This window comes from Tistrella mobilis (genome assembly GCF_041468085.1).
In the GTDB taxonomy this organism is placed as follows: domain Bacteria; phylum Pseudomonadota; class Alphaproteobacteria; order Tistrellales; family Tistrellaceae; genus Tistrella; species Tistrella mobilis_A.
In genome coordinates this window covers 2,209,576-2,232,645 of record NZ_CP121017.1, presented here as the reverse complement: position 1 = coordinate 2,232,645, position 23,070 = coordinate 2,209,576, and the positions used below count along the sequence as shown (strand labels likewise).

Below are 23,070 nucleotides of genomic sequence, written 5' to 3'. Positions count from 1 at the left end.
CATCATACAGATCGTCGTCACGCAGATCCTCGTTGCGGATCTCGTCGTCGCCGGGCGTCTCAGGGGTCTTGCCGGGGGTTTCAATCGTCATTTCTGGTCTCCACCGCGCCCCTCGGCGCGGCTCAGCAGGCTTTGGGCCGCGGCCTGCTCGGCGATGCGCTTGGAGGCGCCGGTGGCCTCCTCGGCGCCGAGCCGCGCCACCAGGGCGCGGACGCGGAAGGACGGGGCGTGATCCGGGCCTTCGCGGCCGATCACGGTGTAGACGGGCGCTTCAAGGCCCCGCGCCTGCGCCCATTCCTGGAGCGCGGTCTTCGGGTCCTTGGGCGGACGGAGGTCTTCCTCCATCAGCGGCGCCCAATAGCGTTCGACGAAGCGACGGGCGGTATCGAATCCGCCGTCGAGATAGAGTGCCGCGATCACCGCTTCGCAAGCGTCGGCAAGGTTGGCGGGATTCCTGCGGCCGCCGCTGTCGTCTTCGCCCCGCGACAGGCGCAGATAGCGGCCAAGCGACAGCATCTCCGCCACCCGGGCCAGGGTTTCGCGCCGGACCAGCGCCGCAAAGCGACGGGCAAGCGCGCCTTCACTCTCCCCCGGGAAACGGTGATACAGCTGGTCTGCCACCGCCAGCCCGAGCACCCGGTCGCCCAGGAATTCAAGCCGTTCGTAATTGAGCCGGACCCGGCCATTCCGATCACGGCCGCCGCCGTCGACACTCGGATGGGTCAATGCCGCTTCCAGCAGCGACGGATCGTCGAAGTCATGGCCGATCTCACGCGCGCAGTCTGCAAGCGTGCTGGCCTGGCGTTGTTCATCCATGCCGTCGTCCGCGGCCGGCTTCAACCGCCTCCGCCCTCATGCCTGTGGTCTTCTTCACCCGGCCCATCCTCAACCCACACCGTCCAGCAGACGCGACCAGCGGATGGCCGACGGCCACTTCCACACCTGCCACCAGGCGGCGCTGTCGTCGATCGAGAAGAACAGCACTTCGGCGCGGCCGATCAGGTTGTCCTCGGGGACGAAACCCACGGCAGAGAGCACCCGGCTGTCCTGCGAATTGTCGCGATTATCGCCCATGGCAAAATAATGGCCTGCGGGGACGGTATAGACGGGCGTGTTGTCCAGCGCGCCATAGGGCGTCTGGTCCAGCGTCTCATAGGACCGGCCACCATCCGGCATCGTTTCCACGTAACGCGGGATACGGATTTCCTGCCCGCCGGGGCCGGTCTCGACGAAATCCTCGATCCGACGCCGCTCTACGGCCGTGCCATTGATGTGCAGGACACCGTCGATCACCTGAATCCGGTCGCCCGGCAGGCCGACGATGCGCTTGATGTAATCGACCGAAGGATCTGTCGGCAGACGGAAGACCGCCACGTCGCCACGCTCCACAGGGCTCGACAGAATCCGGCCCTCGAAAAGCGGCAGGCTGCCGGGGAAGGAATAGCGGCTGTAGCCGTAACTGTACTTCGACACGAACAGATAGTCGCCGACCAGCAGGGTCGGCTTCATCGACCCCGACGGGATGTTGAACGGTTCGAAGGCGAAGGACCGGATCACCAGGGCGAAGAAGACGGCGATGACCACCGTCTTCACCATCTCGCCGAAGCCGCCCGAGCGGTCTTCGGCTGCCCGCGGTTTGCGGTTCCGCGGATTGTCGCCGTCCGTCCGGCTCGTGTCGCGCGTCACGTTGAACTCCCGTCTTGCGCCGAGATATCCGGCACGGCGCTGATGATCACGAGCGCCTGAGCATATGGATATTCGTCGGTCAGCGTCAAATCGATCTTCGGAAGGTACCCCGGCGGCACCAGTTGCGCCAGAAGGCGTTCGGCTCCGCCGGTCAGCTGCAGCGTCGGCCTGCCGCCCGGCAGGTTCACGACCCCGATATCACGCCAGGCCACGCCCCGGTCGAGCCCGGTACCGAGTGCCTTCGCGCCGGCCTCTTTGGCGGCATAGCGCTTGGCGTAGCTTTCGGCCCGACGCACCCGCCCGTCGGACAGGCTGCGCTCGGTCACCGTGAAGCAGCGGCGCACGAAACGGTCGCCGAAGCGGTCGAGCGTCTTCTCGATCCGCCGGACGTCGACCAGGTCGATCCCCGTGCCGATGATCCGCATCATCGGGTCAGTCGGCCCCGCGCATCGCATGACGCCGTGCCTGCCGGCGGGCGGCGTCGATCAGCCGGCGGGTATGGCGCACGGCCTCTTCGATGCCGATGAACAGCGCTTCCGTGATCAGGAAGCGGCCGCAGGTGATACCCTGGATATGCGGCAGCCCGGCAATCGGCGCCAGGGTCGAATAGTCCAGGGCATGTCCGGCCTGCAGACCCAGACCAAGGCCGTGGGCGTGGCTGGCGGCATGGCGGATCTGCTGCAGCCGCGGCGCCCGCAGATCTTCCGCCGCTTCGCCATAGAAGGTGGTGTCGAGTTCAATGCCACGGATCCCCGAGGTATGCACCTGCTCGATCACCCGGATATCGGGCGCCACCAGTGCCAGCACCGGCACGCCGGCTTCGTGCAGACTGCCCGCAACCGCCGCCATGCGCGCCGCATCGACTTCAGGATCGGGCAGCAGCATCACCGCAGCCGGGTTGAGCGACGTGACCCAGGCAACCCGCGCCGGATCGGGCCGCATCTCCAGGGTCAGCGGCACGCGGGCACGCTCGGCGATGCGACGGACATCGTCGGCGGTGATCAGGCCGCTGCCGTCGTCCACCCTCAGGACCACACTGTCGGCGCCGGCCTTGACGGTTGCTTCAGCCAATCGCGCCATGTCGGGGCGTTGGCCGTCACCCGCCTGACGGAGCAAAGCTGCATGATTGAGCCGGAGCCCCAGGCGGAGCGGCCCGTCGCCACGCCGGCCGCCATGGGCCTGCAGGGGTGCGGACCAGGCCGCGAGCGGTCGGTTCTGGGTCACTGGCTTGCGTTCCTTTTCATGCTTTGGTGCCGGGTGGACGGGATCCCCCGGCACCGGAAGCGACCCCGCGCTCAGGCGAGGCCGCGGCTGCCCGGCTTGACGGCAGGCAGGGCCGCGAGTTCAGGCGGAAGGTCATTCGGGTCATAGCTTGGCACGTCGAGACCGGTGAGTGACACCAGGGGCACCCCCAGATCGACCTTGCCGGCGGACCGGTCGATCAGCGCAGAGGCGCCGACCACCCTGCCGCCGGCCGATTCGATCGCCGCGATGCATTCCCGGCTCGACTTGCCGGTGGTCACGACATCTTCGGCCATCAGCACCCGCCAGCCCGGCTCGATCGCAAAGCCGCGACGCAGGGTGAAACTGCCATCCACCCGTTCCGTGAACATGGCCGGCACGCCCAGCTGGCGGGCGACTTCGTAGCCGACGATCACACCGCCCATGGCCGGGGAAACGACGCAGTCGATGCCGCCGCCGGCGATGGTGCCATCGGCGAGACGCGCATTGATTCGGTCCGCCAGCGCCCGGCACAGACGCTCACCCTGGACGGGATGCATCATGACCCGCGCACACTGCAGATAGCGCGGGCTGCGCAGACCGGAGGACAGGATGAAATGGCCTTCGAGCAGCGCGCCGCAGGCGCGGAACACGTCCAGGACTTCTTCGGTGTCCATGGGTCGGGCGAACTCCGTGATAGGGATGCGTGGAAGCCGCGCATCGCCCGTGCGACACGCGGCCCCGAGGGGGTGGAAACCGATGGTCAGCCGCGAGCGCGGTCGACCGAATTGATCATCGGATCGGCCCGCAGGGCCGCGATGATATGGGTCAGATGTTTCACGTCGTGCACCTCGACATCGACGATCATCTCGAAGAATTCCGAGGTGCGGTTGGTGATCTTGAGATTGGTGATGTTGCCGTAATTCTTGGCGATCATCGTGGTCAGCGCCGCAAGGCCACCCGGCTCGTTCGATACCATCACCGCCAGACGGGCGGTATGCCCGGCTTCACCGGTCGAACCGGTGTCCCAGGCGACGTCGAGCCAGCGCTCGGGTTCATCGACATACTGCTCCAGCGTCTCGCAGTCGATGGTATGGATGGTGACCCCCTTGCCGGTGGCCACGATGCCGACGATCCGGTCACCCGGAATCGGATGGCAGCAGCCGGCATAATGCACCGCCATACCCGGGATCAGGCCACGGATCGGGATGGCGTGGCCGTTGACACCGCTCTTGCCGCTGCGCATCCGCTTCAGCGGCACGACGTTGCCGGTTTCGCCCTCTTCCTTCGGCACCCTGGCCTCGGGGAAGACGGTGTCGATCACCTGACGGGCGGTGATATCGCCCTTGCCCACCGCCGCATAAAGATCTTCCAGCGTCTTGTGGGTGAAGACCCGCAGCGCCCGGTCCAGGCCCTTTTCGGTCAGCGGGCGCTGTTCCTGCCGGAAGGTCTTCTGCAGGATCGCCCGGCCCAGGCTGACATACTGCTCGCGCTCCCGCAGCCGGATGAAGCGGCGGATCCGGGATCGGGCCTTGCCGGTGACGACAAAGCGTTCCCAGGCCGGCGACGGGGTCTGCGCCTTGGAGGTGATGATTTCGATCTGATCGCCGTTCTGCAGCTGGGTGCGCAGCGGCATCATGCGGCCGTTGATCTTGGCGCCGACGCAGGTATCGCCGATTTCGGAATGGACCGCATAGGCGAAGTCGATCGGCGTGGCGCCGCGCGGCAATGCGATCAGGTCGCCTTTCGGCGAGAAGCAGAACACCTGATCCTGGAACATCTCAAGCTTGGTATGCTCAAGGAACTCCTCAGGGTTCGATGCCTGCTCAAGAATGTCCAGCAGGCCGCGGATCCAGCGATACTGCCGGCCTTCATGTCCGCCGCTTTCCTGCTTGTAAAGCCAGTGAGCGGCAACGCCATACTCCGCCACCTCGTGCATCTCGCGGGTGCGGATCTGAATCTCGATCCGCTGGCGTTCCGGACCGATCACGGTGGTATGCAGCGAGCGATAGCCGTTCGGCTTGGCGTTGCTGATGAAGTCCTTGAACCGCCCCGGCACCATGCGATAGGCACCGTGCACGGCACCCAGAACCGCATAACAGTCGCGGATGTTGTCGACGGTCACGCGGAAGGCCATGATGTCCGACAACTGTTCGAACACAACGTTCTTCCGCTGCATCTTGCGCCAGATCGAATAGGGACGCTTCTCGCGCCCATAGATCTCGGCAGCAATACCGGTTTCCGCGATCACGGCTTTCATTTGGGAAACGATCCGGGCGACCAGTTCCGACCCGTTCTCACGCAGGAAGGACAGTCGCTTCAGGATCGAGTCGCGGGCGTCGCCATGCAGCTCCTTGAAAGCCAGATCGTCCAGCTCGTCCTTGACTGCCTGCATGCCGATACGCTCGGCAAGGGGGGCATAGATTTCAAGCGTTTCGAGCGCGATCCGCCGGCGCTTTTCGGGCTTGGCGATATAGTGCAGCGTCCGCATGTTGTGCAGCCGGTCGGCCAGCTTGACCAGCAGCACGCGGATATCGTCGGACATGGCCAGAAGCAGCTTGCGGAAATTTTCCGCCTGCTTGGCCTGTTCCGATTGCAGCTCGATCTTTGAGAGCTTGGTGACGCCGTCGACCAGGCGCGCGACCTCGGCACCGAAGATCTGTTCGATCTCGTCAAGCGTGGCCGGCGTGTCTTCGATGGTGTCGTGCAGCAGCGCCGTCACGATCGACCGGCTGTCGAGCTTCAGCTCGGTCAGGATGCCGGCAACTTCAAGCGGATGGAGGAAATAAGGATCGCCCGATGCACGCTTCTGGCTGCCGTGCATCTTCATTGCGTAGACATAGGCGCGATTCAGCGCCGCTTCGTCCACATCCGGGTCATAGGCCTTGACCCGCTCCACCAGCTCGTATTGCCTGATCACCGAACAGCGTCACCCGCATGGCAGGACGCCACTTTACCGCACGCCGCCGGCCGGGCCCGTCAGGGACCGGTCCGCCGACGGAAGCCGTGGCCCCCGTATGACCGGCCTTCCAAGCGAAACCCGTGCGCGGCCGGCCGGCCCGGCCGCTGCTGGGTTGCGACGCCAATACCCCCGAGAGGGATCAGGGCCCGGTCAAAGATCCGGGCCCCGAATCAGGATCAGTCGTCCTCGGGGTCGACATCCTCGAAGCGCGGGGTGCCGTCGCCGTCGTCATCCGACACCGACAGCGAACCGCCGCCCGCCAGTTCGTCCTCGGCCAGCTGACGGCTGGCGATCGAAGCCACCTCGCCGATGGCATCGAGGATATCCTCGTCCGGCTCGTCGACTTCGGGGACGCGCTGATGGGTCTGCACCAGCTGCCGCGAGACGGTATCGAGATCGATGGTCTCGTCGGCGATCTCGCGCAGGGCGACGACGGGGTTCTTGTCGTTATCGCGGTCGACGGTCAGCGCCGCACCAGACGAGATCTCGCGGGCGCGCTGGGCGGCCATCAGCACCAGATCGAACCGGTTGGGGACAAGACGGACGCAATCTTCGACGGTGACGCGGGCCATGGCTGGTTGCTCCGATGACTTTTAGAGTCGCTCAAAAAAGGTATGACGACGGAGAAGCGACCGCAAGGCCGTACTCCCGCGTCGGGCGCGGAACACTATGACACGACTATGCCGAAGTCAAAGCCTCACCGCCGGAATCAGGGGTTTCGTCCATGCATGGGCGGATGATCTGCCCTGCAGGCAGCGCGGCGATCAGCTCTTTGACCGATCGGTCCAGAACCGGATGACGCCAGCCCGGCGCCACATCGGCAAGCGGCAGCAGAACGAAAGCGCGGTCATGCATGCGCGGATGCGGCAGTTCCGGATCGGGCGCCCCCGTCATCGCCTGAACCGGTGCACCGGGCACGTTCGGCATGGGTGCGATCCGGGGGCGACGGATGGTGCCGGCGTAGTCTATGATATCAAGATCCAGCGGCCGCGACTCCCAACGCTGGCGACGTACCCTGCCGAACGCCGCCTCGATCGCATGCAACCGCTCCAGGGCTTCGACCGGCCCCAGTGCCGTTTCGGCATGCACGACACCGTTTACGTACCACGGGCCCCCATTGTCCGGCATGGGTGGACTCTCGTACCACCGCGACACGCCGATCACATCGAAGCCCATTTCCCCAAGTCGCACCACCGCAGCCTGACAAGCAGCGCGCGGCATTCTACCTTCAGCATCGGGGAGATTGGCACCAACCGCGATAAATATCGTGTCTTTACGCAATTCCATCATGATCGGACGTGTTCCGTCTTGTAATCTGGGGCCATGAGGGATTAAGTACGTCGCGCTGGCGGATGATCCGATACGCGACCCGACCGGCCTCTCCTGACGACGACCCATAGGCGAATTCTGGGGAAAGATATACTCATGCCACGGTCCATCGACAGTATTTTCCACGAAGGCGAGCGTGTTGCGCTGTTCATCGACGGCGCCAACCTTTACGGGGCCGCGCGCAGCCTCAGCTTCGACATCGACTATCGTCGGCTGCTGGATTACTTCCGCTCACGCGCTTACGTGGTGCGTGCCTTCTACTATACCGCCCTGCTGGACGAGCAGGACTATTCGCCGATCCGGCCTCTGGTCGACTGGCTGGATTATAACGGCTACACCATGGTCACCAAGCCGGCGAAGGAGTTCACCGACGCCACCGGCCGCCGCCGGGTCCGGGGTGACATGGATGTCGAGCTGACGGTCGATGCCATGGAAATGGCCGATCATGTGGATCACATCGTGATCTTCTCGGGCGATGGCGACTTCCGTCGTCTGGTCGAGGCAATCCAGCGTCGCGGCGTGCGTGTCACCGTGGTCGGCACCATCCGCACCCAGCCGCCGATGGTGGCCGACGAGCTGCGCCGCCAGGCCGATGTCTTCCTTGACCTCAAGGATCTGGAGCCGGTGATCGCTCGCTCGCGTGCCGAGGCAGAAGCCGGCCGGCAGCGCGGCGAGCGTCGTCGCAAGCTGATGGAAGATACGCCGCTCCCCACCTCCGAGCCGGAGCCCGAGGACGAGGATCTGGAGGACGACGAGGATTACGAGGACGACGACGACTACGAAGATGATGACGATTACGAGGACGACGAGGAATACGACGACGAGGACGAAGAGGACGAGCCGGCCCCCGCGCCTGCGCCTGCGCCTGCGAAGCCCGCACCCGCGCCGGCCCCAGTGAAGCCGCGCACGCCGCCGCGTCGCAAGAGCTGATCCGACCTCTGAGTCCGGACGTCGCCCCGGATAACGACGTCACGCCACCCGCGCGGAGTTCCGCCGGGTGGCGTCGTCGTTCCGGGGTCCGAATCATGCAGCCGCTGTCTTCGTAATGGATGCCGCCATGCCGCCAGCCCCTGCCGCCCCCATGCCCGTGGTTCCCGACCCGGACTGCCCGCTCTGCCCTCGCCTTGCCGCTTGGCGCGCTGAACGGCGGGTAAGCGAACCCGGCTGGCATAACGGACCGGTACCGGCTTTCGGCCCGCTTTCCGCGCGCCTGCTGGTTGTCGGGCTGGCACCGGGGCTGCGGGGCGCCAATCGCACCGGCCGGCCCTTCACCGGCGACTATGCCGGCGACCTGCTCTACCCCACCCTGATCGACCACGGTTTCATCCGCGGCCGCTTCGACCGCAGACCCGATGACGGGCTGGAGCCGATCGACTGCCGGATCACCAATGCGGTGCGATGCGTGCCGCCCGAGAACAAGCCGACACCGGCCGAGGCGAATACCTGCCGGCCGTTCCTGGTTTCCGAGATCGGGGCCATGACCGGGCTGCAGGTCATTCTGGCGCTGGGGCGGATCGCGCATGATGCCGTTCTGCGCACCCTGGGCCGGCGGCTGGCGGATCATCCGTTCAGTCACGGCGCATGGCACGCGCTGGAGCCCGCGTCGCCCGGCAAAAAGGCCGCGTCACCCGTGACGCGGCCTCTGCTGCTGGCCGACAGCTTCCACTGCTCCCGCTACAACGTGAACACCGGACGGCTTACGACGGAGATGTTCGATGCGATCGTCGCCGACATCCGTCGCCGGTTGCCGGAGGGCGGGAACATCGCTCAGGAATAGCGCTCTTCGTCGAACGGATCGGCGTAATTGTGATAGCCGCGGACTTCCCAGAAGCCCGGCTGATCGGTTTCGGAGAACTCGATCCGCCGGATCCACTTGGCGCTCTTCCAGAAATAGCGCTTGGGCACCACCAGACGTACCGGCCCGCCATGCTCACGCGTCAGCGGCTCACCCTGCCAGGCATGGGCAAGCAGGACGTCGTCATCGGCAAAGCCTTCGAGGTCGAGATTGGTGGTATAGCCATCATAGGAATGAAGCAGGACGAAACGCGCCTCGGGCTTCGGCTGCACCAGATCCATCAGGGCAAAGGCCGACACACCGTCCCAGTCGTTGTCATAGCGCGACCAGGTCGTGACGCAATGGATGTCGGAACGCATCCGCACCTGCGGCAGGGCCTGGAAATCCGCCCAGCGCAGGGTCACCGGGTTGTCGACCGCACCGCCGACGGTCAGTTCCCAATCGCCTGGCCGGATCTCGGGCTGAATGCCGAGGTCCAGGACCGGGAAATTGGTCACGAGCCGCTGACCGGGCGGCAGGCGTTCCGCCTCGGGCCGCGGCCCGTCACGGCCGGTCAGTCCGCGGCCTTCCGCCGCCCATTTGCGCTTGGTATCGATCAGCTTGCGACGAACCTGGCCGATCAGGCCGTCCTCGTCACCGGTCCTGCGGTCGTCACTGGCCATGACATCACCCCTTCTCGCGCATCAGTCGACCCTTCTGGCGGTCCCAGTCGCGGTCGCGCTCGGCCGCGCGCTTGTCGTGCAGCTTCTTGCCCTTGGCAAGGCCGAGCTTCAGCTTGGCCATGCCCTTGTCGTTGAAATAGAGCACCAGCGGCACGATGGTAACCCCTTCCCGCTTGATCAGACCGAAGAGGCGGTTGATCTCCTTGCGGTGCAAAAGGAGTTTGCGCTTACGGCGGGGTTCATGGTTGAAGCGGTTGCCGCCGCCATATTCGGGAATATTGGCGTTGATCAGCCAGGCCTCGTTGCTTTCCACCGAAGCATAGCTTTCCGCGATGTTGCACTTGCCGCCGCGGAGGCTCTTCACCTCGGTGCCGGTCAGCACAAGGCCCGCCTCCACCGTATCCTCGATGAAATAGTCGAAGCGTGCCTTGCGATTGACGGCGACGTCGCCGTGACTGATCAAGCCGCTCTTGCGGGCCATGGTGTTCCTCGGGCTTCGTGCCTCAGGCGTCGCGCCGGCTCAGCTGCCGATGCGCGACGGGCCGACCGGCTCCAGGCCGGTGCGGGCGATGGCGGCGTCCAGCACGCGCTCGGTTCCGGGCGTCACCGGCACCAGCGGCAGGCGGATCTCCGGCTCGCAGAGGCCCAGCTTTGCCGCCACATACTTCACCGGCGCCGGGCTGGTCTCGGTAAACAGCGCCCGATGCAGCGGCATCAGCCGCTCGTGGAGTTCAAGGGCAGTCTTCGCGTCGCCTGCCCGCCAGGCCGCCTGCATCTCGGCGCACAGCCGCGGTGCGATATTGGCGGTCACCGAGATGCAACCATGGCCGCCATTGGCCAGGAAGGCCAGCGCCGTGCCATCCTCGCCCGACAGCTGGACGAATTCGGTGCCGATCGTCTGCCGCACGGCCAGCGGGCGCACCAGATCGGCGGTCGCATCCTTCACGCCGCGGATATTCGGCAGTTCTGCCAGCCGGGCCATGGTGTCGACCGTCATGTCGATCACCGAACGGCCGGGGATGTTGTAGATGAAGATCGGCAGCGAGGTGCTCTCGGCCACCGCCTTGAAATGGGCGTAGAGGCCGGCCTGGGTCGGCTTGTTGTAATAGGGCGTCACCACCAGAAGCGCATCCGCGCCGGCCTTTTCGGCATGGATCGCCAGCTTCTGCGCCTCGTGGGTGGAGTTCGACCCGGCGCCGGCGATGACGGGCACCCGGCCGGCTGCGGCCTCGATGCAGATCTCGGTGACCCGCATGTGCTCTTCATGCGACAGCGTCGGCGATTCGCCGGTGGTGCCGCAGGGCACGAGCCCGTCGCTGCCTTCGCGGATCAGCCAGTCCACGAACGACGCATAGGCTTTCTCGTCGACCTTGCCGTCCTTGAACGGGGTCAGCGTGGCGACGATAGAGCCGTGGAAGCGTTCGGCGTTCATGGGGTCCGTCCTCGAAGCGGAAGGCGTCAAGCCTGACTGGCGGCGACTGGCCTTTGCGGGGTCAAAATCCCGGTCAATGGCGGCTCCGGTTCCTTTCGGGGCGCGCTGCCGGGCGTTCTTCGGATCCGGCCGCGACACGTCGGCTATGACGGGTCATCGGCAGGTCCGCGCAACATAGCCCCGCGGGGAGGCTTCGACAAGGCGTGCGGCAGCCGGATCTGCCCGAATTCCGTTCAACCGCAGCCCGATCGACCACCGGCCCCGCCCTTGCCCGCCTCGGGGGCCATGATACACTGTTTCGCGCCCCTTCCGGCCCGGTGCCGTCCAGCACCACCTCCCGCAGTCAAGGCCGTCATCCCGGCCACGAGGACAAGCTTCCCCATGCCCTCCGCTACGCTCCGCCCCCTTCGCCACCTGATCGCCGGCACGGCGCTTGCCCTGGTGCTCGCCGCCCCCGCCTGGTCGGCACAGCCGGCCGCGGCCCCTGCCCCAGCCACGGCATCACGTGCGGCAACCATCGCTCTGGTCCCCCCCGTGCGCGATATGTCGGCGGTGCGGAAAGTCTTTACGGCTGTGGATGACGGCCGGTATGCCGATGCACGCGGCCTTGCCGCGGGGCTGAACCTCCGGCCGCTCGATGATTTCATCGAGTGGGCAGAGCTTCAGGACACCCGCACCCCGGCCGTCTACGACCGGCTGGAACGCTTTGCCGCCGCCCATCCCGAATGGCCGCGGATCTCCCGGCTGATGGCCCGGGCCGAAACGGTGCTGCCGGAGAGCTGGACGCCGGAGCAGGTGGTCGGCTGGTTCGGCGCCGACCGGCCGCGCACGGCCGAAGGTGCGGTCCGCCTGATCGATGCGCTGCGTCAGCTGGGGCGCGATGCCATCGCCGCTCAGGTCGCCCGCGACGTCTGGGATCGCATGGTGCTCAGTGAGCGGCAACAGAACAACGTGCTCGCGGCCGCAGGCGGTCTGCTCGGCCCCGCCGATCATCGCCGGCGTCTGGACATCATGCTCTGGCGCGGCCAGGAAGGCGCTGCCCGCATGGTGATGCCGCTGGTCGATGCCGATGCCCGGGCCCTCGCCGAGGCCCGGCTGGCGCTCAATGCCGGCAGCCGCAAGGCCGACGCCCTGATCGCAGCCCTGCCCCCCGCGTTTCGCGCGGATCCGGGACTGACCTTCTCTCAGGCTCGCGCCGCCCGCCGGGCCGAAGATCTGGATCATGCCGCGGCACTGATCACCGCAGCGACCAAGGCGGGCGCCGTCGACCTGGCCCCCGACGACTGGTGGCGGGAGCGCCACATCGTGGTGCGGATGCTGCTGGAACGTGGCGAGGTCGCCAGCGCCTATGACCTGGTCGCGACGCATGAGCAGACGGATCCCTCGGGCTTTTCAGAGGCCGAGTGGCTGGCGGGCTGGATCGCGCTCCGCTTCCTTGAGCGGCCCGATGCGGCGCTGCGTCATTTCACTGCCATGTATGAGCGGGTCAGCCGGCCGATCAGCCGGGCGCGCGCGGCCTATTGGGCCGGGCGCGCCGCCGGAGCGATGGGCGATGCCCAGGCTGCCCAGGACTGGCTGATGGAAGCCGCACGCGACCGCACCACCTTCTACGGCCAGCTGGCCGCCGAGCGCATCGATCTGCCGACCACGCTTGCGAGTTTCGCCGCACCCAACGAGGCGCGGGCGCCGGAAGAAGCCTTTGCCGCGATCACCGGGCGGCCGCTCGCCGTACTGGTTGCCCTGATTGCCCGCACCGACGACAGTCGCCTGCTGTCGACCTTTGCCTATGCGCTGGCCGACAGCCTGGCCAAACCCGACGAGCAGCATGCCTATATCGAGGCGGTGCGTGCCATGGGCCGCCCGGATCTGGCGCTGCGCTTCGCCAAGCGCTTCGCCGAGATCGACGATCGCCTGGCGGTGGAGCTGCGATATCCGGCGGTGGGCGACGATGCCGGCGTCACCCCGGGTGTCGGCCGCGATCCGCGTCCCGACGATCCGGTGGATTTCGCCCTGGTCCATGCCATTGCCCGCCAGGAAAGCGAATTCAACCCCGAAGCCGTCAGCCCGGCGGGCGCGGTGGGGCTGATGCAGCTGATGCCCGGCACCGCCCGCGTCACCGCCGGCAAGATCGCCGTGGCCTATCAGCCCGAGCGCCTGACCGATCCGCTCTACAACATGACCCTTGGCCGCGCCTATCTGGGCCAGATGATCGACCGCTTCAACGGCAATCTCGTGCTGGCCGTGGCCGCCTACAACGCAGGCCCCGGCAAGGTCGACGAATGGATCGCACGCTTCGGCGACCCGCGTGATCCGTCGATCGACGTCATCGACTGGATCGAGAAGATCTCTTATGGCGAAACCCGCAACTATGTTCAGCGGGTGATGGAAGCGCTCACCGTCTATCGCCACCGCCTGGGACGGCCTGATCCGGGCCTGGTGCCCACGCTTGCCCTCGGCACGGCTGCCGGCACCTTCGATGCCGCCATGCTCGACCGCAACCGCCTGCGGGAGTGAGCGCCGATCAGGCTTTTGCCTCATCCGGCATATTGACGGCCGGATTCCGGAACGCCAGATCCCTGACATGTCCCGGGACGCCGCCACGCCCCGGATCGCTGCCACGTTCCGGGTCCCCGGCACGCCATTTTGTTTGAGGGGTAAGAGACGGCATGTCCGCCACCACTGAACCGCCGACAGGCATTCGCGCCTGCCTGTTCGACGTTTACGGAACCCTGTTCGATGTCCATGCTCCGGTCAGTTCGCGGCTGATCCGCGTGGGGGATCCGGCAGTGGAGCGTGCGCTCAGCGACACCTGGCGCCGCAAGCAGCTGGAATACACCTGGCTGCGCACGGTGATGGGGGAACATGTCGACTTCTGGACCATCACCGGCCAGGCGCTCGACTATGCGATGGCCTCGGTCGGGCTCAGCGACAAGGTGCTGCGGGCGAAGCTGATGGAGGCTTATCTGGCCCTGCCGCCCTTCCCCGACACCCGCCCTGTGATCCAGGCCCTCTCGGCTGCCGGCATGCCGCTCGGCATCCTCTCCAACGGTACGCCGGTGATGCTGTCGGCGGTGCTGGCGACCGCCGGCCTTACCGGCCATTTCTCTCAGGTCCTCTCGGTGGAAAGCGTAGGCGCCTTCAAGCCGGCGCGCGAGGTCTACGCCCTCGGCCCCGAGGCGTTCGGCATGGCCGCCCGCGAAATCGCGTTCGTCTCCAGCAATGGCTGGGATGTCGCCGGTGCGGCCCATTTCGGTTACAGCGCCGTCTGGATCAACCGCGGCGACCTCCCCCCCGACGGCCTGCCGGGTGCACCGATGGCGGTGCTGGGCAGCCTTTCGCAGCTGCCGGCACTGCTTGGAAAGGCCTGAAGGCCCCCATCTGCACATACCATGCAAGCATGATGAAAACGCCGGCAGGAGCATCTCCTGCCGGCGTTTTCCGTCCGTGCCGGGCGCAGCCTGCGCCCGATATCAGATGTAATAGGCCTGGATCGGCGGGAAGCCGTTGAAGCCCGTCGTGGCATAGGTCGTGGTATAGGCACCGCAGGACAGGAAGGTGATCTTGTCACCCACCTGCAGGGCATGCGGCAGCTCGTAGCCCGCCTTCTCGTACAGCACGTCGACGCTGTCGCAGGTGGGGCCTGCCAGGATCACCCGGCCGGTCTCGCTGCCGTCACGCTCGGTGCGCAGGCGGTACTTGATGGCCTCGTCCATGGTCTCGGCCAGGCCATTGAACTTGCCGACATCCAGATAGACCCAGCGCACCGGGTCGTCGAAGCTCTTTTCGGCGATCAGGATCACCTCGGCTTCGAGCACACCGGCGTCACCAACCAGCCCGCGGCCCGGCTCGATGATCATCTCGGGCAGCTGGTTGCCGAAATGACGGGTCATCGCCTGCGAGATCGCCAGCGCATAGGCAGCCATCGGGGCCACCTCGTCCTGGTAGCGCGCCGGCAGCCCGCCGCCCAGATTGACCATGCGCGCCGACACGCCCCGCTCCCCCAGGTCGCGGAAGATCGCCGCCGCCTGGCTGATGGCCCGGTCCCACTGCTCAGGATCGGTCTGCTGCGAGCCGACATGGAACGAGATGCCATAGGCATCCAGCCCCGACGACGCGGCATCGGTCAGCAGCTCCAGCGCCATCTCCGGCGCGCAGCCGAACTTCTTCGACAGCGGCCAGTCGGCGGCCTGGCAATCGACCAGGATCCGGCAGAACACCTTCGACCCCGGGGCCGAACGGGCGATCTTCTGCAGCTCGCAGGCGCTGTCGAAAGCGAACAGGCGCACACCCAGCTGATAGGCGCGGGCGATGTCCCGCTCCTTCTTGATCGTGTTCCCGAAGGAAATCCGATCCGGGCTCGCACCGGCGGCGAGCACCATCTCAATTTCCTGCAAGCTGGCGGTATCGAAGCACGAGCCGAGCTCGACCAGCATGGACAGGATTTCAGGAGCCGGGTTCGCCTTCACGGCGTAAAACACCCGCACGAGCGGCATCTGCTCGCTGATCTCCCGATACTTCTCGGCGATCACGTCGAGATCGACAACCACACAAGGATTGCTGTCGTATTCTCGTCGGTCGGCGAGAAAGCGCTCGATCTTCGGAGTCATCATTGGCTGATCCCCTACAAACCGGCGGCGGCCCGGCATGGACCGGGACGCTCAGGTTGTTCCCATTCCGCTGCCGTCGTCCCTGGTCACGTAGCGGACGGGCGCCATGTCGGCCCGTCATTTCGGGGGGGTACGTCGGTGGAGGCGGTTTATACGGGCAACCCACGGGCAGGAAAAGAGAAAAATGGGATTTTTCTGCAGAAAAATTCGGGGTCCCGAATGCCCCCTGAACGGCCGATTCAGGACCCCGCCCCCATGTCCGATGCAGGCTACGGAAATGACCCCAACGCGCTATTTTGGCCCTCCAGGGGCCGCATGCCGGATTGCACCTCAGCGGCGAAAGACCAAAGGCCTCGCCAGCAGCCGATCAGCGGCGCCTAGAAATATGACAGTCTCCACCACGAAAGCCCATGTCTTCGCGCGATCAGTCGCCGCGCGGCGGCACCAGCTCCTCCAGCTGCCCGCGATCGGGGCCGCAGGCCCGGCAGTGGCAACGGGAGACGGGCCGGCGCGGCCGGCGGACGAAAGCGTGTTCGCGGCCGCAGGACACGCAGCGCCAGATCACCCGGGCCTGGGCCGAGGCGGAAAGATAGTCGATCCGGTGGGTGGTGGCCGGCACCTCGCCGATCGCCAGCATCACCGCCTGCCAGCGCGCATCATGGCCACAGGACCGGCCATGCTCCAGATCGGCGATCAGATGGGCGCATTCATGAAGGAAGGTCTGATCCCGATCGGTCTCGTGGCCGGGCTTCAGCAGGTCGGGATGCAGCATGATCAGCCGCCGTCCGGGCCAGGCGCTGCCGGCGCGGGTGCGCATACGCCGGCCGATGGTAACCTCGGCGCCGAGGCAGGCGGCAAGCCCCCTCGTGGCCTTTGCGGCGCCGTTCAGCCGCCCGAGCAGACGCCAGCGGGTCGCCAGTGCCATCACCATGCCCAGCGACTTCAGCCGATGATCCAGCGGGTGATTGGGCACCGGCCCCCCAACGGGGGCGGCGGGGTCGGTTCCGGGCAGGGCGGGATCAAGGGGAAGGGACGTCATCCGGGCTCGACGAAGATTGCGGCCGGGTGCCAGACTGGCCCCTGCGGGCCCGCTTGGCAAGTCTCCGGCGCGACCGCCCGTCCCCTGATGCCGTTGCCACGGAGCCGCCCCGCCCCATGCCCCGCCTTGCCGCCAATCTCGACTTCCTGTTCACCGATCGCCCCCTTGAGGCACGGTTCGATGCCGCCGCCGCCTGCGGCTTCGCCGGCATCGAGATGCTGTTTCCCGATCGCCTGGCCGCGCCCGCACTGAGGGCGGCTCTCGACGCTGCCGGGCTCAAGGCGGCACTGATCAACATCGCCGTCGACGACTGGGCCGAGGGCGGCCGCGGCTGCGCCGCCCTGCCCGGCCAGGAGGACCGCTTCCGACGGGCGCTGATCGAGGGTGTGGAGCGCGCGGTCGCCGTCGGTGCCAGACGCCTGCATGTCCTGGCCGGGATCCCTGAAACAGGCACCGATCTCGCGCACGCGCGCGCGAGCTATATGCGCAACCTGTGCGAGGCCGCCGAGACCGCGGCGGCAGCCGGTATCGTCGCCACGATCGAGGCCATCAATCCGCGCGACATGCCGGGCTATTTCCTGGCCGATCCGGATGACGCAGCGGCAATCGTTCGCGAGATCGGGCATCCGGCCCTCAGGGTGCAGTTCGACCTCTACCACACCCAGATCACCCGCGGTGACCTGACCCGACGTCTGGAAGCCCAGCTTCCCCTGATCGGCCATGTCCAGATCGCGGGGGTGCCGGATCGCGCGGAACCCGATCGGGGGGAAATCGCCCCGGCACATCTGCTCGACCGGCTGGACACACTCGGCTATGACGGATGGGTGGGGCTTGAATACCGGCCCCGCGGCCGGACGGAAGACGGCCTGGGCTGGGCCGCCCCCTGGGGCATACGTGCTCCAGGCTGATCCCCGCTCCCCCGACGCCCCCCTCAAAAACGCGAAACGGCGCCAGGCCGTCGCCCATGGGAGACGCCAGACCAGATGAGTGACATCTTCGACGACACGACCCTGCCGCGTGTCACCTATTCCAACACCGGCACCGATTTCAGCCCGGTACATGATCGCCTGGACATGCTTTTCCCGGCCCTTGAAGCCGGGCTCGGCCACGAGACCGTTCTGCCCCTGGTCGACGGCCAGCCGGTGGCAGGACCGGTAACAGCCACCATCCGCAGCCCGATCGACCGCGACATGGTTCTGGCCGGGGTCGCAGAGGCCGATGCAGCGACGGTCGCCCGCGCCGTCGCCACCGCTCGGGCCGCGCAGCCCGCCTGGGCCGCCCTGCCCTGGCCGGAGCGTGCCGCGATCATCCGCCGGGCCGGCGACATTCTGGCCGACATGAAATGGCGGCTGGGCCCGCTGCTGGTGCTCGAAGTCGGCAAGTCGCGCCTGGAGGCGATGGGCGAGGCCGAGGAAGCGGCCGACCTGGCCCGCTATTACGCCGCCGAGATGGAGCGGAACCTCGGCTACGAGCGCCTGCTGCCCCGTGCGAAACCCGAGGAAAGCTGCAGCTCGCTGCTGCGGCCCTATGGCGTCTTCGGCGTGATCGCGCCGTTCAACTTCCCGGTGGCGCTCTCGGTCAACATGATCTCGGCCGCCCTGGTGACCGGCAATGCCGTGGTCTACAAGCCCGGACAGATCAATGCACTCACGGGTGCGCTCCTGGTGCAGGCCTTCCTGAAGGCCGGCGTGCCGGCCGGCGTGCTCGCCTTCCTGCCCGGCGGTGCCGAAACCGGGGAGGCGCTGGTCGCGGATAAGGGGCTCGACGGCATCGCCTTCACGGGCAGCCATGCCGTGGGCATGGAGATCCATCGACGCTTTGCCGGCAGGCGATTCGCCCGGCCGGTGATCGTGGAGATGGGCGGCAAGAACCCCGCCTATGTCACGGCCACCGCCGATCTGGACCGGGCGGCGGAAGGCGTGGCGCGCTCGGGCTTCGGCCTCCAGGGCCAGAAATGCTCGGCGCTGTCCAAGGTCTATGTCGCGAAGGCCGTCTATGACGATTTCCTGGACCGCCTGACCGCCCGTACCGCGACCCTCACCCTTGGGGATCCGCGCCGGCGCGAGGTGTTCATGGGCCCGGTGATCGACGAGCGCGCCGCCGCCCGTCAGGCCGCAGCACTTGATGAGGCGCGGCGCGACGGCCGGGTGATCATGGGCGGCGAGCGCCTCGGCGGCGGGATCTACGACCGCGGCTGCTATCTGGCACCGGTGGTCGTCGACCGCCTCGGCCCCGACCATCGCCTGAACAGCGACGAGCTGTTCCTGCCTTTCGTCTCGGTGCAGCCCTTCGATGACCTGGCTGCCGCAATCGCCGACGGCAACCGCGTCGCCTATGGCCTCACCGCCGGCTGCTATGCAGGACGGCAGGCGGAGATCGACCTCTTCCTCGACCGGGCAGAGGCGGGCGCGCTTTACGTCAACCGGGCAAGCGGCGCCACCACCGGTGCCTGGCCCGGGCACCAACCCTTCTGCGGCTGGAAAGGGTCCGGAGGCGCGGGCGGCAAGGGCGGCCTCGGCCCCTGGTATCTGCCCCAGTTCATGCGTGAGCAGAGCCGGACGGTGATGCTGCGCTGACGCCATGAACGAAGACGGCCCCGCAGTCGACTGCGGGGCCGTCTTCATGTCGTGCCCGGCCGGAACCGGGTCCGTGAAGGATCAGCTCTGCGCCTGGGGAAGCCGCGAGGAATGGTGCGACACGATACGCCAGCCATCCACGGTCTTACGGTAGATCAGCGTATAGCGGGCAGGTTCCGTCACCTGCTTGCCGCCCTGGGTATAGGTGAAGGTGTAGAAGCCGGTGGCCGTCCCGACATCGGGGCCGAGCACGGTGATCCAGCCGTCGCCGAAGGTCACCTTCAGATCGGGGCGATGCGAGACAAGTGTGCCGTAATAGCGGACGATGCCGCCATTATTGAACATCACCTGGCTCTGATCGTCGCTCATCATGATGGCGTCCGGGCCATACATGTTGGTGACCACGACACCCTGCTGACCGCTGTTCAGCGACCAGGCCCAGCTGGCCAGGGCCGCGTCGATCTCGGACTTCACCTTGTTCGGATCATAGGCCGCAGCGCCCGCAACCACGGACGGCGACACCGCAGCCACCACCGTGCTGCCGGCCGGCGGGGTCGGCTTGGCCGTGGGGCGCGGTTCGGGTGCGAGGGCCGCGGTCTGGACGGGCTTGGTCTTCGCGGCGGCCGCCTGGGCCGCAGGTGCAAGCGGCAGGGCGGCACCCAGCGCGACGATCGTCACGGCGAACAGCCCGGCACGGATCGGGGACTTCACGGTCATCGAGGCGAACTCCGGCTTCACGAGCAGGTCGGAAACTTCACGAGCAGGTCGAAACGCAGGCACCGTCTGCCGCATCAATCAATGCCGCGGCATCGGTGCCAGCCCGGCGGCACGGCATATACCGCGCGCCAGTGTCGTGGGACACAATGGCACGGTCGGACCGGTTCGCCAAGCCCTGATTCACAGGGGACGCCGCGCCGGTCGTGCCAGCCATACCCTTGATCTGCCATCGATATCCGCATTGATGTGACGTGGCATCACATGCGCTTCGCTCCCCCCTGCCCTACCGGGCCTACCGCCGGTCAAGGCATCTGCCGATCCCGATCACCGGCACTCCCCGATATACTGCAGCAACCATTCCCGGCCCTGGGATGCCGGTGCATTGCCGATCACCCGTTCCTCGCGCTTCACAATACGATATCCGTTGGGACACAGGCGCTTACGGTCGAGTTCTCCGATCAGGAGTCCGGTCCGCGTCGCTTCACCCTGGTCGCTGTCCTTGGCATACCGCCCGCGATCGAAGGCCGTCGCCTCGAAAACGAAGTGCCGGTCATCCTTCACGATGATGCCCGAGCGCATATCGCGTTCGGCCGGAAACTGCAGGCAGCCGGCCAGGAGCACGGCCCCCAGGAGGCCGATGGCCGCGACCGGCCGAAACGGAAACTGCAAGCCCATGATTTCTGTACATCCCCTATGACGTCACAAGGCGGGTGGCGGGATCGACAGGAAACAGGGCGCCGCCCGATCTGCGACGCCCTGTCACTGTCATACTACAGGAATATCAGGACTCTGTGGTGATATCCTCATGTCATGCCGCAGAGAGGCTCTGATTGCGCATGTCGGTCAGGAAGGCATCGATATCCTGCCGCAGCCGCCCCGCCTGCGCCGACAGCAGATCGGTTGCCTGTGCCAGGCTGCGTGCGGCAGAGCCGGTATCGTCGGCAGCGCGGTTGACCTGCGAAACCGTGGTCGACACCTCCTGCGACCCCACGGCGGCCTGCTGAACATTGCGGGCAATCTCGCCCGTTGCCGCGGTCTGCTCTTCCACGGCGCTCGCGATCGTGGTCGAGATCTCGTTGATGTTGTCGATCGTCCCGCCGATGGCCCGGAAGGCTTCGACCGAGCGTTCGGTGGCGGTCTGGATGGCCGAAATCTGGGCCGCGATATCGGCGGTCGCCTTGCCCGTCTGCCCGGCCAGGCTCTTCACCTCACCGGCGACCACCGCAAAGCCCTTGCCGGCATCGCCGGCACGTGCGGCTTCGATGGTCGCATTCAATGCCAGCAGATTGGTCTGGCCGGCGATGTCTTCGATCAGTCGAACGATGTCGCCAATCCGGCCGGCAGCTTCCGCCAGGCTCTGGATGGTCTGATCGGCGCCTTCCGCCTGGGCGCTGGCCTTGGCTGCGACATCGGTCGAGCGCACCACCTGGTTGGAGATTTCACGCAAGGTGCCCGCCATCTCTTCAGCAGCGGCGGCCACGGTCTGCACATTCGCCGAGGTCTGTTCGGCCGCGGCGGCAGAGGATCCGGCCCGGCCGCGGAGGTCGTCGGCCAGACCCGACATGGTGCCGGCAGTGTCCTGCAGATGCCGGATCGCCTTGTCGACCTCGGCCAGGATGGACACGACGTCGCGGTCGAAGCCCTGAATGCGGCGCTCCAGCGCCTCGGCCCGCTTCAGGCGTTCGATCTGGGCCCGCTCACGCTCCTCGCCCAGCCGCCGTGCCGTGGCCTGCGCGCCCCGCAGCACCTCCAGCGCCCGTGCCATCACACCCACCTCGTCGCGGCGATCGGTTCCGGGCACCGTGACGTCATCGGTGCCGGCGGCAATCGTCTCCATTGCACCGCTGATCCGGCCGAGAGGTCGGCCGATCCCGGCAATCGCAACGACACCAGCAGCAGCCAGCCCAAGGAGGATGCCCGCAGCGGCGACGCCGAGCAGCAGCGCCACGCGGCTGTCGTGGAATTCACGCATGGCATGGACGCCCGCATCCACCGCCGCCGCGTTCTGCACCGCCAGCTTCTCCAGCTGATCGTTGAGTGCCTTCCGGTTGGCCCGGTTCGCGTCATTGTCGCCATAGGCCCGCGCCGCAACAGGCCCTTCCGTCCGGCCGAGACGGACGAGCTCGCGGCGGAAATCGATGAACTCCTTCGCCTTCGCCATGACAGGCGCGAACTCGGCGCGCTGAGATTCGGGAACCGCACGCTCCCAGGCGTCCATCGTCTCGCCCAGCCGGTCGAGCGCCGCCATCAACGTCACGGCAAACTTCTCGGCCTTTTCGGAATCCGCGGACATATAGATGCCACGGCTGTCAGAGACCACCGACATCACCAGCCCGTTCGCCCGCTCGCCATAGGTGGCCCGCTCGGAAGCGTTGCGCATGGTTTCGCCATGGCGCTCGCTGACCATCAGCCCGTCATAGCTCAAAACGGCAATGATCAGCGCCACCGCCGCCATGATCACGATCAGCAGGGCCGACTTGATCGTGATGGTCATACGTCCGAGGATCCGGTCCATCGTCAACATCCACATCGAAATGAGGCGGCCGCAGCTGCAGCCCGCATTCAGAGGCCACCATAAATTGGACGCGGTAAATAAATCGAGAATACCGGGTAAATGAATGGTAAACAACCATTGACCAGACAGATGCCATCGTCAATAGAAGGCCCGTTTTGCGACACCGTCGTAGACGCGTCTCATATCGACAACAAGATGTTTCCTGACATGGCGACTTCAGGAATGTGCCGTAACGAAGAAAGCGGCACGCCCGGGAGGACATGCCGCTTTCAAAAGATGGTGAGCCCGCTGGGACTCGAACCCAGGACCCTCTGATTACTCCACCACCACGGCTTTCACCGCCACCCCGCTTGCGGGGTGTTTGTGGCCCGGACCATCCCTTCACCATGTCGTCGCACCCTGAGACGAGTGCGTGAGTTAGGTGGGCGCCGTCTGGCCTCTACACCTTCCGATCCTCTGTACCGGAGGATCGGCTTGGCTCGGGATTGCCGTCGCCGCGACGCGGACGGGTTCCCCGACTTTGACGCCT

General features: G+C 66.5%; 21 protein-coding genes and 1 pseudogene. 6 read left to right on the top strand and 16 right to left on the bottom strand.

Translation table 11 applies throughout. The features are described from left to right. Positions 1-87 precede the first annotated feature (87 nt). From rnc to folK, 8 genes are all read right to left on the bottom strand, one after another. Positions 88-816: a ribonuclease III gene (gene rnc, locus P7L68_RS15880; RefSeq protein ID WP_372006599.1), complete on the bottom strand. Its 729-nt coding sequence runs from the start codon at positions 814-816 to the stop codon at positions 88-90. Positions 817-885: 69 nt separating this feature from the next. Beyond that, positions 886-1,686, bottom strand: coding sequence for a signal peptidase I (gene lepB, locus P7L68_RS15875; protein WP_372006598.1), 801 nt, complete (start codon positions 1,684-1,686; stop codon positions 886-888). Next, the gene (gene acpS, locus P7L68_RS15870) at positions 1,683-2,114 is read right to left on the bottom strand and encodes a holo-ACP synthase (RefSeq protein ID WP_372006597.1); all 432 of its coding nucleotides are present in this window, start codon (positions 2,112-2,114) and stop codon (positions 1,683-1,685) included. The genes lepB and acpS overlap by 4 nt, the downstream gene beginning before the upstream one ends. A 4-nt stretch (positions 2,115-2,118) precedes the next feature. Next, a complete protein-coding gene (locus P7L68_RS15865) occupies positions 2,119-2,910 on the bottom strand; it encodes a pyridoxine 5'-phosphate synthase (RefSeq protein ID WP_372006596.1) in 792 nt (263 codons plus the stop codon). Between the two features lie 71 nt (positions 2,911-2,981). Next, on the bottom strand, positions 2,982-3,584 hold the full coding sequence (gene pyrE, locus P7L68_RS15860) for an orotate phosphoribosyltransferase (RefSeq protein ID WP_372006595.1): 603 nt from the start codon (positions 3,582-3,584) through the stop codon (positions 2,982-2,984). Between the two features lie 86 nt (positions 3,585-3,670). After that, entirely contained in the window at positions 3,671-5,827 is a 2,157-nt protein-coding gene (locus P7L68_RS15855; RefSeq protein ID WP_372006594.1) for a bifunctional (p)ppGpp synthetase/guanosine-3',5'-bis(diphosphate) 3'-pyrophosphohydrolase, read from the bottom strand. A 218-nt stretch (positions 5,828-6,045) separates the two neighbouring features. Further along, positions 6,046-6,441, bottom strand: coding sequence for a DNA-directed RNA polymerase subunit omega (rpoZ, locus tag P7L68_RS15850; protein ID WP_372006593.1), 396 nt, complete (start codon positions 6,439-6,441; stop codon positions 6,046-6,048). A gap of 106 nt (positions 6,442-6,547) precedes the next feature. Further along, on the bottom strand, positions 6,548-7,159 hold the full coding sequence (gene folK, locus P7L68_RS15845; protein WP_372006592.1) for a 2-amino-4-hydroxy-6-hydroxymethyldihydropteridine diphosphokinase: 612 nt from the start codon (positions 7,157-7,159) through the stop codon (positions 6,548-6,550). A gap of 135 nt (positions 7,160-7,294) precedes the next feature. Between folK and P7L68_RS15840 the strand changes: the two are divergent. Beyond that, positions 7,295-7,948 (top strand): annotated as a pseudogene (locus P7L68_RS15840) (NYN domain-containing protein); the annotation flags it as partial. A 307-nt stretch (positions 7,949-8,255) separates the two neighbouring features. Then, entirely contained in the window at positions 8,256-8,975 is a 720-nt protein-coding gene (locus P7L68_RS15835; RefSeq protein WP_372006591.1) for a uracil-DNA glycosylase, read from the top strand. On the opposite strand, the gene P7L68_RS15830 is transcribed toward P7L68_RS15835, so the two are convergent. From P7L68_RS15830 to dapA, 3 genes are read right to left on the bottom strand one after another with little or no spacing between them, the layout of a single operon-like run. Next, positions 8,966-9,655 carry a sulfite oxidase-like oxidoreductase gene (locus P7L68_RS15830; RefSeq protein WP_372006590.1) on the bottom strand — a complete coding sequence of 230 codons (690 nt, stop codon included), beginning with the start codon at positions 9,653-9,655 and terminating at the stop codon, positions 8,966-8,968. The two genes, P7L68_RS15835 and P7L68_RS15830, sit on opposite strands and share 10 nt — an antisense overlap. A gap of 4 nt (positions 9,656-9,659) precedes the next feature. Then, entirely contained in the window at positions 9,660-10,136 is a 477-nt protein-coding gene (gene smpB / locus P7L68_RS15825; RefSeq protein WP_372006589.1) for an SsrA-binding protein SmpB, read from the bottom strand. Positions 10,137-10,175: 39 nt separating this feature from the next. Beyond that, positions 10,176-11,087 carry a 4-hydroxy-tetrahydrodipicolinate synthase gene (gene dapA, locus P7L68_RS15820; RefSeq protein WP_372006588.1) on the bottom strand — a complete coding sequence of 304 codons (912 nt, stop codon included), beginning with the start codon at positions 11,085-11,087 and terminating at the stop codon, positions 10,176-10,178. Positions 11,088-11,468: 381 nt separating this feature from the next. Here dapA and P7L68_RS15815 point away from each other — a divergent pair, with 381 nt between their 5' ends. After that, on the top strand, positions 11,469-13,601 hold the full coding sequence (locus P7L68_RS15815) for a transglycosylase SLT domain-containing protein (protein WP_372006587.1): 2,133 nt from the start codon (positions 11,469-11,471) through the stop codon (positions 13,599-13,601). Positions 13,602-13,753: 152 nt separating this feature from the next. Then, positions 13,754-14,455, top strand: a complete 702-nt coding sequence (locus P7L68_RS15810; RefSeq protein ID WP_372006586.1) for a haloacid dehalogenase type II — start codon at positions 13,754-13,756, stop codon at positions 14,453-14,455. Positions 14,456-14,557: 102 nt separating this feature from the next. Here P7L68_RS15810 and P7L68_RS15805 read toward each other — a convergent pair whose 3' ends face one another. Further along, positions 14,558-15,694, bottom strand: coding sequence for a type III PLP-dependent enzyme (locus P7L68_RS15805; RefSeq protein WP_372006585.1), 1,137 nt, complete (start codon positions 15,692-15,694; stop codon positions 14,558-14,560). A gap of 424 nt (positions 15,695-16,118) precedes the next feature. After that, a complete protein-coding gene (locus P7L68_RS15800) occupies positions 16,119-16,733 on the bottom strand; it encodes a SprT-like domain-containing protein (RefSeq protein ID WP_372006584.1) in 615 nt (204 codons plus the stop codon). Positions 16,734-16,849: 116 nt separating this feature from the next. Between P7L68_RS15800 and P7L68_RS15795 the strand changes: the two genes are divergently transcribed. Then, positions 16,850-17,641: a hydroxypyruvate isomerase family protein gene (locus P7L68_RS15795; RefSeq protein ID WP_372006583.1), complete on the top strand. Its 792-nt coding sequence runs from the start codon at positions 16,850-16,852 to the stop codon at positions 17,639-17,641. 75 nt (positions 17,642-17,716) lie between these two features. After that, on the top strand, positions 17,717-19,309 hold the full coding sequence (locus tag P7L68_RS15790) for an aldehyde dehydrogenase family protein (protein WP_372006582.1): 1,593 nt from the start codon (positions 17,717-17,719) through the stop codon (positions 19,307-19,309). Positions 19,310-19,390: 81 nt separating this feature from the next. On the opposite strand, the gene P7L68_RS15785 is transcribed toward P7L68_RS15790, so the two are convergent. The 3 genes from P7L68_RS15785 to P7L68_RS15775 form a co-directional block, all read right to left on the bottom strand. Then, positions 19,391-20,026 carry a nuclear transport factor 2 family protein gene (locus P7L68_RS15785; protein ID WP_372006581.1) on the bottom strand — a complete coding sequence of 212 codons (636 nt, stop codon included), beginning with the start codon at positions 20,024-20,026 and terminating at the stop codon, positions 19,391-19,393. Between the two features lie 324 nt (positions 20,027-20,350). Further along, complete coding sequence (locus P7L68_RS15780; RefSeq protein ID WP_372006580.1) at positions 20,351-20,701, bottom strand: hypothetical protein; 351 nt, start codon at positions 20,699-20,701, stop codon at positions 20,351-20,353. A gap of 133 nt (positions 20,702-20,834) precedes the next feature. Then, complete coding sequence (locus P7L68_RS15775; RefSeq protein WP_372006579.1) at positions 20,835-22,655, bottom strand: methyl-accepting chemotaxis protein; 1,821 nt, start codon at positions 22,653-22,655, stop codon at positions 20,835-20,837. Positions 22,656-23,070: the final 415 nt, after the last annotated feature.

What these genes read in the sequence shown, in the direction of transcription:
- rnc (WP_372006599.1), bottom strand. Translation starts at nt 816, where the DNA reads ATGGATGAACAACGCCAGGCCAGCACGCTTGCAGACTGCGCGCGTGAG.
- acpS (WP_372006597.1), bottom strand. Translation starts at nt 2,114, where the DNA reads ATGATGCGGATCATCGGCACGGGGATCGACCTGGTCGACGTCCGGCGG.
- pyrE (WP_372006595.1), bottom strand. Translation starts at nt 3,584, where the DNA reads ATGGACACCGAAGAAGTCCTGGACGTGTTCCGCGCCTGCGGCGCGCTG.
- rpoZ (WP_372006593.1), bottom strand. Translation starts at nt 6,441, where the DNA reads ATGGCCCGCGTCACCGTCGAAGATTGCGTCCGTCTTGTCCCCAACCGG.
- folK (WP_372006592.1), bottom strand. Translation starts at nt 7,159, where the DNA reads ATGATGGAATTGCGTAAAGACACGATATTTATCGCGGTTGGTGCCAAT.
- P7L68_RS15835 (WP_372006591.1), top strand. Translation starts at nt 8,256, where the DNA reads ATGCCGCCAGCCCCTGCCGCCCCCATGCCCGTGGTTCCCGACCCGGAC.
- P7L68_RS15830 (WP_372006590.1), bottom strand. Translation starts at nt 9,655, where the DNA reads ATGGCCAGTGACGACCGCAGGACCGGTGACGAGGACGGCCTGATCGGC.
- smpB (WP_372006589.1), bottom strand. Translation starts at nt 10,136, where the DNA reads ATGGCCCGCAAGAGCGGCTTGATCAGTCACGGCGACGTCGCCGTCAAT.
- dapA (WP_372006588.1), bottom strand. Translation starts at nt 11,087, where the DNA reads ATGAACGCCGAACGCTTCCACGGCTCTATCGTCGCCACGCTGACCCCG.
- P7L68_RS15815 (WP_372006587.1), top strand. Translation starts at nt 11,469, where the DNA reads ATGCCCTCCGCTACGCTCCGCCCCCTTCGCCACCTGATCGCCGGCACG.
- P7L68_RS15810 (WP_372006586.1), top strand. Translation starts at nt 13,754, where the DNA reads ATGTCCGCCACCACTGAACCGCCGACAGGCATTCGCGCCTGCCTGTTC.
- P7L68_RS15805 (WP_372006585.1), bottom strand. Translation starts at nt 15,694, where the DNA reads ATGACTCCGAAGATCGAGCGCTTTCTCGCCGACCGACGAGAATACGAC.
- P7L68_RS15800 (WP_372006584.1), bottom strand. Translation starts at nt 16,733, where the DNA reads ATGACGTCCCTTCCCCTTGATCCCGCCCTGCCCGGAACCGACCCCGCC.
- P7L68_RS15795 (WP_372006583.1), top strand. Translation starts at nt 16,850, where the DNA reads ATGCCCCGCCTTGCCGCCAATCTCGACTTCCTGTTCACCGATCGCCCC.
- P7L68_RS15790 (WP_372006582.1), top strand. Translation starts at nt 17,717, where the DNA reads ATGAGTGACATCTTCGACGACACGACCCTGCCGCGTGTCACCTATTCC.
- P7L68_RS15785 (WP_372006581.1), bottom strand. Translation starts at nt 20,026, where the DNA reads ATGACCGTGAAGTCCCCGATCCGTGCCGGGCTGTTCGCCGTGACGATC.
- P7L68_RS15780 (WP_372006580.1), bottom strand. Translation starts at nt 20,701, where the DNA reads ATGGGCTTGCAGTTTCCGTTTCGGCCGGTCGCGGCCATCGGCCTCCTG.